Here is a 13,261-nt window from a genome sequence, read left to right on the forward strand (position 1 = left end):
TTAAACATACTACAAATCTAATAAAAAAAGAGAAGTTATAAAAACTTCTCTTTTATATAATATGTTACTAATTAATCTCTTATTGGAAATTCATCGTAACAGGGAATCTAAATCTGGATCTTACCGGCTGGCCATTAACCTTACCAGGTGTCCATTTTGTTCTAATTCCTTTTACTGTAGCTTCTGCTTCTCTGTTAAAATCAGCATTAGAACCAGTAGCCTTCACCTGAGTGATAGAACCATCTTTCTCAACTACAAAGGTAATTTCTGTTTTAAGTGTTCCTTCACCTTCCAAATTGCCAGAATCAAAATTGTTCTGGAATTTTGTACGGAAAGAGTTGGTACCACCTGGGAATTCCGCAGACTGGTCAACAGACTCATACACTTCGTTGGTTACCGGTTTCACCTCTGCAGTTCCAGTTCTTGTACCAGTACTTGGTGGCGGTGGCGGTGGTGTATAAGTTGGTGTTTTCACACCTTCCTGATTTTGCAAACCTGTCGTTGTTTCCAATTGTTTTGTAATTGGCGGCGGTGGTGTCTCAATCTTAGGAACCCTTTTAGGCTCAGGAACCACGTTTTGAATCACCTCTTGCTTTTCTTCCTCTTTTGGAGGTGGTGGAGGTGGTGGTGTTTCTTCTTTTGGTTGCTCTAGCACTGGTTCTTCTTCTAGAATGTTAACCAGCTTGGCATCAACTTCTGTTTTTTCCTTAGCATTCATCTGCTGAATTTTAAGGTAAATCAAAGGTGATACAGCAATAAGAAGAAATAATATAGTCCCGATAATAAAAGATCTCGTAAGCAACTTGGGGTATTGCGTCCTCAAGTCATATGCGCCGTACTCTTTATTTCTGTTCTGAAATACAATTTCATCCAAGGATGGATTGTAGTTCACATTATCTTCTGTCATTATTAAAAATTTAAAGTGATACTTGCAGATGGATTATTGCTCTCCAACTTTTCTCTTATACACAGCCAACTCCCAAGGTTTGATATCGGTCACCCCATATCTTTCGTTTTTGGTAATAGCCATCTCATCAAGAATATCTACAAAATTCTTATATACAGCATCATCGGTTGGCTTGATAATAACAGTAAATTTGTCTTTATCAGCTGCTCCGGCTTTTGCCTGCTCGATTACTTTTCTAATACCATCTCTATCAAAATTGGTTTGTATAAGAGTTTGATCATTAAGACCTTGTTGATCTTGTTGATGATAAAACACCTTATTATCTTTCCCTATAATGATTGAAATGGAATTACTTAATTTAATCTCTGTATCTGGTGGTTTTTGGTTCTCCTTTGGTTTCGCAGGAAGACCAAGATCCATTACATTGGGTTTGCTAAACGTTGTGGTAAACATAAAGAACATTAACATTAGGAAGTTTAAGTCTACCATCGGCGTCATGTCTACGCGGGGGTTATGCTTTTTCGAACGGACCTTGCCGCCTTTCCCGCTATCTTCTTTAACCTGTACTTCTGCCATTTTCTATAGAATTAATTTCCTGGGTTAGATTCTTGTGATGTTATCAGCCAAAATTTAAGAAAATCAATATCTCTTAAACCTTCAAACAAACCTTTAACCTTTGGATATTTTGTGGTTACATCACCTTTGATCGCCAACTTGTAGTTAGGATTGATCGCAAGGCTTTGCTGTACCCAATCAATTAATTGTTTATTTGTATCCTCCATAGGAACACCTTCGGTTGCCTTATACTCTTTCTGTTTATCAGCAGGAAGATCAAGAAAACTCTTTAGTTGTCCCATAGGAACGCCTACCGCTGTCAGCTTAGAGAAAGCAACTTTCTCTGCATCTGTAAAAGTCATTCTGTATTTTTGACCCATTTTTTCCAACAACTGAATTTTCTCAGTTCCGTTGTCTACAGGTTGAAAATAGAATACACCATCTTTTGTAACATTGATTGTCATTAGACTGGCATCGGGAAGTAACTTTTCAGATATTGAGGAAGGCGGTTTTATCTGTTCCACGTCTGGCTTCTTGAATTGCGTCGTCATGATGAAGAACGTCAAAAGTAAGAACGTTACGTCACACATCGCCGTCATATCCAAAGCCACACCGTGTCTTTTTGGTTTTATTCTCGCCATTATTTGAATACCTTATTTACTATTTATACTATTTAAGAAATGTTCATAATAACACCTCTATACATTGATGGGGATTTTCCCAATCACTAATTAATGAAATTCTGCAAAAGACTGCTGAACGCTCATTGAGATCTCATCGATCTTGTAAGTAAGACTATCAATCTTAGATGTAAAATAGTTGTAAAGGATGATCGCTACAGCCGAAGTACCAATACCTAGAGCCGTATTCATCAAAGCTTCAGAGATACCGATAGACAAAGCTGCCGCATCTGGAGTACCACCAGCGTTACCAAGAGCCTGGAATGATCTAATCATACCGATTACCGTTCCCAATAGTGCAACCAATGTCGCTACTGTACCTAGGGTAGATAAAATATTCATATTCTTTTCTAGCATTGGCATTTCCAATGTTGTTGCTTCTTCGATCGCTTTGTTAAGACCAGCCATTTTCTGCTCTTTATCCAACGTTGTATCGTGAGCTAAAGCCTTGTAAGTAGTAAGTCCTTCTTTTACAACATTACCAATTGACCCCTGTTGTCTGTCACATTCTTCTAATGCTTCATCAACCTTGTTGTTGTTTAAAAGACCTCTTACTTTCACTACAAAATTGTCAACATTTCCTTTTCCTGCTGCTTTGCTAAGAACAAAAGCACGCTCGATAGAGAAAACGATTACAATGATCATGAATGTAATAAGAACAGGTACAAGGAAGCCCCCCATGTAAATAATACCTAGCCCTTGTGGTGCAAGTTTTTCGTGTGCAATACTTGAAAATGCCACGGAAGCGCCACCATCTTGTGCTTCCTGTTGGAAATTAGATGGATTTCCTAAAATAAATAAATAAATTGCGATACCAACTAAAAGTAAAATTGGAATAACAATCGCAGGATTAAGACCTCCCTTTTTTCTAGCAACTACTTGCTCATCTGTGTTTGAAACATTCATTTCCATATTAAAACTAAATTATAATTGTTAAATTTTATCGTGTAAAATAAAGTCAAATATTTTAAAAATGCAAAAATATTTTGGCTTTGAGTTCTGATTTTTTTATCTACAAAAAGACAGAACTTTAATTATTAATTAAATTAAAACATCGTTTTTGTGAAATTATTATCTGTTCTGCGGACATTAAGATAAAATTATTAAAATTGATTTGTATTTATTATCATTTTAATTTCTAATCAATACACTTCTCAGAATAATAATTTTTCTTAACATTTCCCAAGAATCACTTAATTAGCTAACAATATTAATGATTTTTTTCGGAACAAAGATGAATTTTTTCACCGAATTTGCTCCCAAAAGCCTCTTCACCTCGTCATTTGCCATTACAGCCTCCTCAACAGCTTCTTTTTCCAAATCAGCAGCCAGCTTGATCTTCAGTTTCATCTTCCCATTGAAGCTTACCGGATAATCAATCTCATTCTCTACTAAGTAAGACTCGTCCAATACAGGAAACGCTGCAAACTCTACCGAAGTCTCATTACCTAACAAATTCCATACCTCCTCGCATATGTGTGGGGCGTATGGTGAAATAATCACCGCAAGAGGCTCCAAAATTTTTCTTTTATTGCATTTCAATTTTTGCAATTCGTTCACGGCAATCATAAAAGATGACACCGATGTATTGAAAGAAAAATTCTCAATATCGTAAACCACTTTTTTGATTAATGTATGCAACACTTTATATTCTTCTTTCGTAGGCTCTTCATCAGAAACGGAGAAAGTATCGCCATCAAAATATAGGTTCCAGAATTTTTTCAAGAAACCATAAACACCACTCAAACCTTGCGTGTTCCAAGGTTTGGATTGTTCCAGCGGCCCAAGGAACATTTCGTACAATCTTAAGCCGTCTGCACCATATTCATTACAAATATCATCTGGGTTTACGACGTTGTATTTTGATTTGGACATTTTCTCTACTTCACGACCTGTGATGTATTTTCCGTCTTCAAGAATAAATTCTGCATTGGCAAAATCTGGTCTCCAAGTTTTAAAAGCTTCAGTATCCAATTCGTCAGTTGTTCCTTTTAATAAAGAGACATCAACATGGATAGCTTGAGTTGTATAATCTTTTGCTAAATTTTTAGAAACATATTGATTGGTGCCATCAATTCTATAAACAAAAGCACTCATTCCTAAAATCATCCCTTGATTAATCAACTTTTGGAAAGGCTCATTTTGTTCAATATAACCTCGGTCTTTCAAGAACATATTCCAAAAACGGGAATATAATAAATGTCCGGTGGCGTGCTCGCTTCCTCCGATGTACAAATCGACTTGTCCCCAATAATCCGACAGTTCTTTTCTGCAGAAAACCTCATCATCGTCCGGATCCATATATCTTAAGAAATACCAAGAACTTCCCGCCCAACCCGGCATCGTTGATAATTCTAATGGAAAAATAGTTTTGTCATCAATCAAATTGGTATCAACAACCTTTTGATTCGCCTCGTCCCAAGCGAATGTTTTTGCATTTCCTAATGGCGGGTCGCCATCTTCTGTAGGCAAATATTTTTCAACTTCCGGCAATTCCAAAGGCAAAGCAGAGTTGGGCAAAGTGTAAGGCATTCCTTCCTTATAATATACAGGAACTGGTTCGCCCCAATATCTTTGTCTTGAGAAAATCGCATCACGCTGTCTGTAATTCGTTGTTCCGTGACCAATTCCTTTATTTTCGATTTCAGCAATTATTTTAGCTTTCGCATCCTTATAGTTAAGACCATTCAAGAAATCAGAATTCACACAAACCGAATCTTTGGAATCAAATGCTTCTTCCTGAACGTCCACATCAGATTCCACCACTTTGATAATCTCTAAACCAAATTTCTTCGCAAATCTATGGTCGCGCTCATCATGCGCAGGAACAGCCATCACAGCACCAGTTCCGTAACCCATCAACACATAATCCGAAATATAAACCGGGATTTTATTCCCTGTAAAAGGGTTAATCGCATAACTTCCCGTGAAAGCACCACTCACGTTTTTCACGTCAGCCATTCTATCACGTTCTGTTTTTTTCGATGTTTGTTCTATATAATTATCAACCTCAGCTTTTTGTTCCGGAGTCGTTAAATTTTGAACCAAAGGATTTTCTGGCGCCAAAACCATAAATGTAGCCCCAAAAATGGTGTCAGGACGTGTTGTGAAAACCTCAATCGTTTCTCCATTTTCAGTGGAGAATCTAACTTGAGCACCTTGGGATTTCCCAATCCAATATTCCTGAGCATCTTTCAAAGGTTGTGGCCAATCCAAAGTTTTAAGACCTTGCAACAACCTCTCGGAATAGGCGGAAATCCTCATACTCCACTGCATCATTTTCTTTTGGTAAACCGGGAAACCGCCTCTTTCTGATTTCCCGTCTTTAATCTCGTCATTTGCCAAAACCGTTCCCAGAGCTGGGCACCAGTTCACGCTCGTTTCTGCGCGGAAAGCCAAACGATAATTGAGTAAAACTTCTTCTTTTTTGATATCAGAATAGGATTTCCAATCTTCGGAAGAGAAATTCAGTTCTTCATTTTGATTGGCATTAAGACCTTCTGTTCCTTTCGTTTCAAATTGAGAAATCAAAGTTTCGATAGGCTCTGCCTTATCGGTATTTTTATTATACCAAGAATGAAATAACTGGATAAAAATCCATTGCGTCCATTTATAATAAGAAGGGTCAGACGTTCTCACTTCCCTACTCCAGTCGAACGAGAAACCAATTTTCCTTAATTGCTCCTCGTATCTCGTGATATTTTGTTCTGTTGTAACAGCAGGATGCGTCCCTGTCTGGATCGCATATTGCTCTGCCGGAAGCCCGAAACTATCGTAACCTACCGGATGCAGAACGTTGAAACCCTGATGCCTTTTGTACCGCGCGTAGATATCAGAAGCAATATAACCGAGTGGATGTCCCACGTGCAAACCCGCTCCGGAAGGATACGGAAACATATCGAGGACGTAAAATTTCGGTTTGTCTGTTGAGTCGGAAGTCTTGTAAGTTTGGTTGTCTTCCCAATATTTCTGCCACTTTTTTTCTATCTGCTGATGGTCGTAAAACATTCTCTGAATAAGGAATTAATAATGAATAATTTTTTTAAGATTCACAAAGTTAAGATTTTGGGAGGAAATGACAATCTAAATTTTTTGAGCGCCTATATCCGTCCTCCGTTCCCGCTTTTTTAATTTTCTCCAGAGCCTTTTCCCATAGCTAAAAAATAAAAAGAGCTCCACTTAGGCCGGGGCGCGGTTTCCCACTTCTATTCACCATTTGTACCAAAATACAGCTTTTAAACCAACGTCAATTGCAACCCTTTCAGAGTTTAAAACTCTGAAAGGGTTTTGTCCAGAAACAAAAAAATCTAATGATCAAAAAGCCTCCAAGTAAGTTTAGCCTGAGCCTGCCGAAAGGCTCAAACTGACATAATGAGGAAGTCTTTTTTCTTTATTCTTTTATCTTCCTGTCTTTATTATCTTTGCAAAAAATCGCAAGTGCCGGAAATCTCAATTATCACACCTTGTTACAATTCTGCTAAATATCTTCAGGAAACCATCAGTTCTGTCCTCCACCAAACTTTCCAGGATTGGGAATGGCTGATTACAGATGACTGCTCAACAGATCATTCAATAGAGATTTTAGAAAATCAAAAGGATTCCCGAATCAAAGTTTTTAAAGCTGAGAAAAACGGCGGCGCCGGCCACGCCAGGAATATTTCTCTGGAAAATGCGACGGGAAGATTCATAACATTTTTAGATGCAGATGATTTTTGGGAACCCACTTTCCTTGAGGAAATGGTGAGCTTTATGAAATCTGAGAATGCAGAACTCGCCTACTCCACTTATTCCCGTTCTGATGAAAACCTCAATCCTACAAAAATTGGTGATTTCGAAGCGGATACAATTGTGACTTTTAGTAATCTTTTGAAAACCTGCAGGCTTTCTTTATTAGCATCGATGTATGATTCTAAAAGAGTGGGTAAATTTTATTTCCCAGAAGGCACCAAACGCGAAGACCACGTGATGTGGCTGGAATTATTAAAAAAAATTCCGGAAGGAAAACCGCTAAAAAAAACATTGTCAAAATACCGGATGCTGCCCAACAGCATTTCTCGAAAGAAAACCGATGTGATGAAAGACCAATATCTGGTTTACAAAGATTATATGAAATTTTCTACGCTTAAATCTATGTATTACACCGCCAACTGGGCTTTCAACGGTTTTGTAAAATATTCCAAATTATTTAATTAACACAGGTTTTTTTGAGCTTAGAAAATCATTTTATGACTAATTACAAGGCTGTTGTCAAAACTGATTTCAATCAGACAATTATATCCTATAATTCATCACTTTTTATTAAATTTGTCCGTCTTATAAAATTTAAAAATTAATCAATACAATATTATGAATCTTCACGAGTATCAATCAAAAGAGATTTTAGCAAAATACGGCGTTAACATCCAGCGCGGTTTTGTTGCAAACAATGTGGACGAGGCAGTAGCTGCTGCTGAAAAACTAACAGCCGAAACCGGTGCGCAGGGATGGGTTGTAAAAGCTCAGATCCATGCTGGTGGACGTGGTAAAGGTGGCGGTGTTAAGTTTTCTCCAACAATGGAAAAACTTAAAGAAAACGCAGGGAACATTATTGGGATGCAGCTTGTAACACCACAGACTTCTGCTGAAGGTAAAAAAGTGAACTCTGTGCTAATTGCAGAAGATGTTTACTACCCAGGTGAGACAGAGACCAAAGAATTCTACGTATCCATCCTTTTGGACAGAGCTCTTGGAGAGAATACTGTTGTATATTCTACCGAAGGTGGTATGGACATTGAGCATGTTGCAGAAGTTACGCCACACCTTATTCACAAAGAAGTGATTGACCCGGCTTATGGGCTTCAGCCTTTCCAAGCTAGAAAAATAGCTTTCAACCTTGGATTGGAAGGTAATGCTTTCAAAGATTTTGTGAAATTCATCACTGCACTTTATAATGCGTACACAGGTATTGATGCTTCACTTTTTGAAATCAACCCGGTTCTTAAAACGTCTGACAACAAGATTATTGCGGTAGATGCTAAAGTAACTTTGGACGACAACGCACTGTACAGACACAAAGATCTTGCTGAACTGAGAGATAAAAGAGAAGAAGATCCTATGGATGTAGAAGCTGGTGACGCCGGACTTAACTTTGTAAAATTGGACGGTAATGTAGCTTGTATGGTGAATGGTGCCGGACTTGCGATGGCAACCATGGATATGATTAAATTATCTGGTGGTAACCCTGCCAACTTCCTTGATGTAGGTGGTACTGCGGATGCAAAACGTGTAAAAACTGCGTTTGACATTATTTTGAAAGATCCAAATGTGGAAGCTATTTTAATCAACATTTTCGGTGGTATCGTGAGATGTGACAGAGTAGCACAAGGTGTTGTAGATGCCTACAAAGAAATCGGAAAATTCCCAGTTCCTTTGATCGTAAGATTGCAGGGAACCAACGCAGAAGAAGCTAAGAAACTGATTGATGAAGCAGGTTTGCCAATTCACTCAGCCATTACCCTTCAAGAAGCTGCTGACAAAGTAAAAGAAGTTTTGGCTTAATCACCATACTTATAAATATCAAAAAAAACCGCTTTATTACAAAGCGGTTTTTTTTTATTTTAATGCGACAAATTTTTTATTTAAGAAATTCCATTATTTGATTTTCCTTCTGCATTCCCTGCATTGGTAATACTAATGCTGGTAGGCGTTACCAGATTAATTCCCTCTTTTGCCAATCGGTCATTAATTCTCAAAATTGCATCACTCTTGATGCTTGAAAAATCCTGTCCAATTTCCAGCCAAAACTTAACCTGAATATTGAAGAAACCCTGTCCAACATTTGTAAAAAGAACATCTGCTGATTCGGCACGGTCAATATGTTCTAATCCTTTAATTTCATCCAGGATTGCAGCTTTGGCCCTGGCAATATCTTCCCCCACAGGAATAGAAAAATCCAAAATAATACGCCTTTGTGGAGATGCGGTAATATTAAAAAACGGGGAACTAAAAATAACCTGATTCGGGATATATACTTTTTTACCGTCATCGGTAATCAGTTTTGTAGTAAGCAATCCAATATCCTGTACTGTGCCCGAGTTACCACCAATATTGACGTAATCACCAATTTTGAATGATTTATCTATCCCAACCAACATCCCCGAGAAAATACTTGACACCAAATCTTTGAGAGCCACACCGGCAATAACACCCGCGACACCCAAACTTCCCAAAAACTTCATAAAAAAGCCACTGAAGCCCATAATCTCCAAAGCGATAAATGTGCCCATTAAGATAATAAGAAACTTAAACACGGCGATCAGCGTTACAACAGAGTCATTTTTGGTTTTTGGAAAAAACTTGTGAAAAAGCTTTACAGACCACTTACTGAGATAAGTACTCGTTGTTAAAAAAAATAGAAAAACCAAAATCCCGACAATCAATCGCGGGGTAAGCTCAGCGAACCGAATGTACCATCGTTCCAAAACTGCATAAACAGTGTGCAAATATTCCATATAAAAAGATTTAATAAAAAAAACCGACCCAAAAGCCGGTTTTAAATATATTAAAATGATTTGAAAATTATTTTACATCATTTGCAATTCTTTTTGCCTGAGATGTTGGCAAATAAATTTGAAAACCTAGACCGAAGGTAATTCTGTTAGTGTACCCACCATTACCAAATCCGGCATTCGCATCGTATTTAACCAAACCTTCCAAACCAATATTAGGTGTAATGAAGTAAGAATAACCTGGCCCGAAACCGAAATTTAATCCGTTAGAAGATGAACCTCCTTTTGAAATTGATGTACCACCCACACCTACATTGGCTTCAAAAAACCAACGTCCGTGGTTAAGTAGATTGTCTACACCTTCCTGTCCCGGCGCAAGATAATAACGACCTAAAGCACCAACATTATAGACAAATGTTGTAGGAGCATCTTTTGCACCACTAAAGCCCAAATTAACATAACCACCAACAGCTACATTATCCTTGATAAAATAAGCACCTTTTGGCTGGATAGAAAAGTCGTATCCACTTCCTGAATTTAAACCGAAATTAGCACCAACTAAATTTCCACCTACCATCCAGTTACCTTCTTGAATCTGTGCGTTTGCAGTTGAAAACAATCCTGCTGCTAAAACAACTGCACCCAAAAGTATTTTTTTCATATGTATAATTTTTAAGTTAATATTTAACATTTTAACATTTTGCAAACGCTGTGCCATTAAATGGAAAACACACATGAAATATGTTGGATTTTAGATTTTGACAAGAAACAGCGTACAAAATTATTATCAAAAATTAACACAATTATTGGATGTAGTCATAAAAAAGGTCAGCTTTCGAAGCTGACCTTTTTTAATACTTTATGGCCAAATTTTATTTGATGACCTTCTGTGTAAAGATCTCACCATTTTGATTCACTCTAATGATGTAAACCCCTTTATTCAGTTGTGTATGGCTAATCCTTATATCTGCACCGGAAGCATTTTTAGCGTTGATTGACTGGATCATTCTGCCAGACATATCATAAAGATCAACGCTCTGCACCTTATTTGGCGTTCTGATTACAAAATCCGATTGGTCTTTGAAAACACTAATCTTTTTAGACGGGGTATCGCCCACAGCCAAAGTTGTTTTGTACACAATCTCAAACCGATCCGCAAATTCCCCTGCCGCAGAATCAAAACTATAACTCTCATCCTGAAGATTGGTGATTTTTCCTGTAATTTTATCTTTTAGATAAATAGCTTGTCCGTTGGCAAAAATCCCATTTTTGTCATCCAGCGCAATGGTATTTTTACCGGCAACATAATGCTTGTTACCCAAAGCAACCACATCATCCAGATCAAGTCCTGCTTTTCTACCTTGGATCTGAAGCTTATGCGCACCCAATACCGAGTAAAAAGAATCTGAGCCTTCCACATACAGATCCGCATCATAACCATCTTCGTAGTTATTAGTAGCATCATCCACATAAGCAATCAATATCGTATTGACAATATTTTGCGGAGAGATTAATTTTAACCAATAGCGGTCTTTTTTAGTTTCATCATCTTCTTCATCTGATGATTTATTATAAAAATTGGAACTGGTGTTGTTACTACGAATATTATTAGTAAATTTTAAGACAGCATCATTACTTTTTGCCTGCACAATAAACCCTTGTGCTACTTTGATATATTGTGTTGGTGTAGCACTAGCATTTCCGCCAGCAACATAGGTTGAGGGTACACCTCCTGCCAAATTCCTCGTCGCGTAGTTATTACCCTGATAATTAGACCCCTGCTGGGAAGTAACCTCATTGGTATTAGTCCAAAACCACAAGTTTGATTTAATCGCTTTGGAATTATTCTTCATTAATGCAATTGCATCAATATTAGAAGGATAAGGGTTTCCTACTAAATTATATCCATTGTCAACACCAGACCAATCCAATACAATATCAATAGAACCATTGTTAAGTTTCCCATTAAAAGAGAACGTTTCGGTAGTCAGAATGTTTCCATATTTGTTTTTACCGCGGATGGCATAACCTCTACCTTCATCAAATTGACTGGAGGCATCAAGACCCATTGTTACAAAATAATCAGTCTTTTCATCATATACATAAAAATCATACCACGGTGTACCCTGTGTATTAGCTAAGGGATCTGCCTGATTGTAACCTTCTGAAAAAGCATACAAATTTTGCCCCGTAACCGGAGAACTCCAATAATTAAAATCATTTTTTTTGAGACGTGCTTCTCTTTTTACCGTGGCTGTACCAGATCCAGAGTATTTCGAAGCTGAAGCTTTTTGCCAAAAATTAGCATCATTCTCGATAACAATATTCCCGTTATTTTCCACATCACCATAAATTGTTAAGGAATTATTGGCTGGTATAGTCAAAGTAAAACCAGATGAGATTGTGACATCCTTCGCCTCCAAATCATATTCTAAAGTAAAATTACCATTTATAATAGCATTTTTCTCCCAAGTCGGCTCAATACCATCAACCCAATCTGTTCCATTCCAAATTGCTGTATCCTGAGCACTCATACTGCAAAGAGCACAAATCATGATCAAAAATGTGTATAATTTTTTCATATCAATCTATTTTTCAGTTACAAAAATATTGATTTTTATTGAATTATTCATCTTTATCAAAATAGTTAATTACTTTATAAAATTTATTTTTAAGTTTTTACTGCTTAATTCCCAAAAACTGACATTTGTCGCATCCATATTTTTCCTATTAATACTGATTTTTGCTACCTTCATACCATCAATAAAAAGTGAAAGTTAAAATCAGACATTATGAAAAAATTTGAAAACAAGGTTGTTTTGGTAACTGGTGCTGGAGGTGGATTGGGCCACGCCATTGCAGTGGCGTTTGCAAAAGAAGGTGCCAATGTGGCATTGGTTGATCTGAAGGAAGAATTCTTGAACAAGGTCAAAAATGATGTTGAAGCATTGGGTGCTAAGACTCTAACATTTGGTGGTGATGTATCGGATTATGAAACGGTAAGAGCCATTTTTCAGGAAACCGCTTCAAAATTGGGTTCGGTAGATGTAGCGTGCAATAATGCCGGCGTGGTAGGCATCGGCAGCATCGAGGAACTAACACCTGAAGAATGGGATCGTGTGGTAGGAATCAATGCAAAAAGCGTTTTTGTATGTACAAAAGCAGCCTTGGAAGTGATGAAACCTCAGGGATCAGGAGCCATTATAAACACAGCCTCTATTGCTGGTAAAATGGGAATGGCGCACCTTTCACATTATGTGGCTTCAAAATTTGCAGTGATTGGGTTTACCAACAGCATCGCCAAAGAAGTTGCCCAAACAGGGATAACGGTTAATGCCATCTGTCCGGGAATTATCGGAACAGGAATGTGGCGTGGCGAAGGCGGAATTGCCGACAGATGGAAAAAAGAAGGCGAAACCGAGGAGCAATCTTGGGAAAGAAACAAAACATCTCTTATTCCTCAAGGCGTTGACCAAAGCCCTGAAGATATTGCACAAGGCGTACTATTCTTGGCAGAAGCAAAACACGTTACCGGTCAAGCTTTAGCCGTGGACGGCGGAATGACAATGTAGTCAATAAATCTCATTATAAAAAGGGTCACCAATTTTTTGGCAACCCTTTTTTGATTGAAT

11 protein-coding genes are annotated in these 13,261 nt (G+C 37.7%); 3 read left to right on the forward strand and 8 right to left on the reverse strand.

Annotated elements, in window-relative coordinates; genetic code table 11:
- Positions 1 to 79: 79 nt before the first annotated feature.
- The 5 genes from AC00Y6_RS12580 to leuS form a co-directional block, all read right to left on the reverse strand.
- Positions 80 to 907, reverse strand: coding sequence for an energy transducer TonB (locus AC00Y6_RS12580; RefSeq protein ID WP_474490964.1), 828 nt, complete (start codon positions 905 to 907; stop codon positions 80 to 82).
- Positions 908 to 940: 33 nt separating this feature from the next.
- The gene (locus AC00Y6_RS12585) at positions 941 to 1,483 is read right to left on the reverse strand and encodes an ExbD/TolR family protein (RefSeq protein ID WP_474490965.1); all 543 of its coding nucleotides are present in this window, start codon (positions 1,481 to 1,483) and stop codon (positions 941 to 943) included.
- An 11-nt stretch (positions 1,484 to 1,494) separates the two neighbouring features.
- Entirely contained in the window at positions 1,495 to 2,103 is a 609-nt protein-coding gene (locus AC00Y6_RS12590) for an ExbD/TolR family protein (RefSeq protein ID WP_474490966.1), read from the reverse strand.
- A gap of 90 nt (positions 2,104 to 2,193) precedes the next feature.
- On the reverse strand, positions 2,194 to 3,054 hold the full coding sequence (locus tag AC00Y6_RS12595; protein WP_474490967.1) for a MotA/TolQ/ExbB proton channel family protein: 861 nt from the start codon (positions 3,052 to 3,054) through the stop codon (positions 2,194 to 2,196).
- A 285-nt stretch (positions 3,055 to 3,339) separates the two neighbouring features.
- Positions 3,340 to 6,150: a leucine--tRNA ligase gene (leuS, locus tag AC00Y6_RS12600; RefSeq protein WP_474490968.1), complete on the reverse strand. Its 2,811-nt coding sequence runs from the start codon at positions 6,148 to 6,150 to the stop codon at positions 3,340 to 3,342.
- 429 nt (positions 6,151 to 6,579) lie between these two features.
- Between leuS and AC00Y6_RS12605 the strand changes: the two genes are divergently transcribed.
- Together AC00Y6_RS12605 and sucC are read left to right on the forward strand one after the other, a co-directional pair.
- Complete coding sequence (locus tag AC00Y6_RS12605; protein ID WP_474491008.1) at positions 6,580 to 7,335, forward strand: glycosyltransferase family 2 protein; 756 nt, start codon at positions 6,580 to 6,582, stop codon at positions 7,333 to 7,335.
- Between the two features lie 153 nt (positions 7,336 to 7,488).
- The gene (gene sucC / locus AC00Y6_RS12610) at positions 7,489 to 8,679 is read left to right on the forward strand and encodes an ADP-forming succinate--CoA ligase subunit beta (protein ID WP_474490969.1); all 1,191 of its coding nucleotides are present in this window, start codon (positions 7,489 to 7,491) and stop codon (positions 8,677 to 8,679) included.
- 80 nt (positions 8,680 to 8,759) lie between these two features.
- Here the strand turns inward: sucC and AC00Y6_RS12615 are convergent, their stop codons facing one another.
- The 3 genes from AC00Y6_RS12615 to AC00Y6_RS12625 all read right to left on the reverse strand — a co-directional run bounded on the left by AC00Y6_RS12615 (position 8,760) and on the right by AC00Y6_RS12625 (position 12,211).
- The gene (locus tag AC00Y6_RS12615) at positions 8,760 to 9,632 is read right to left on the reverse strand and encodes a mechanosensitive ion channel family protein (RefSeq protein WP_474490970.1); all 873 of its coding nucleotides are present in this window, start codon (positions 9,630 to 9,632) and stop codon (positions 8,760 to 8,762) included.
- 67 nt (positions 9,633 to 9,699) lie between these two features.
- Positions 9,700 to 10,290, reverse strand: coding sequence for a hypothetical protein (locus AC00Y6_RS12620; RefSeq protein WP_474490971.1), 591 nt, complete (start codon positions 10,288 to 10,290; stop codon positions 9,700 to 9,702).
- Positions 10,291 to 10,501: 211 nt separating this feature from the next.
- Positions 10,502 to 12,211, reverse strand: coding sequence for a T9SS type A sorting domain-containing protein (locus tag AC00Y6_RS12625; RefSeq protein ID WP_474490972.1), 1,710 nt, complete (start codon positions 12,209 to 12,211; stop codon positions 10,502 to 10,504).
- 210 nt (positions 12,212 to 12,421) lie between these two features.
- Here AC00Y6_RS12625 and AC00Y6_RS12630 point away from each other — a divergent pair, with 210 nt between their 5' ends.
- Entirely contained in the window at positions 12,422 to 13,201 is a 780-nt protein-coding gene (locus AC00Y6_RS12630; protein ID WP_474490973.1) for an SDR family NAD(P)-dependent oxidoreductase, read from the forward strand.
- The last annotated feature ends 60 nt before the right edge of the window (positions 13,202 to 13,261 follow it).

It is taken from the genome of Epilithonimonas sp., assembly GCF_056329745.1.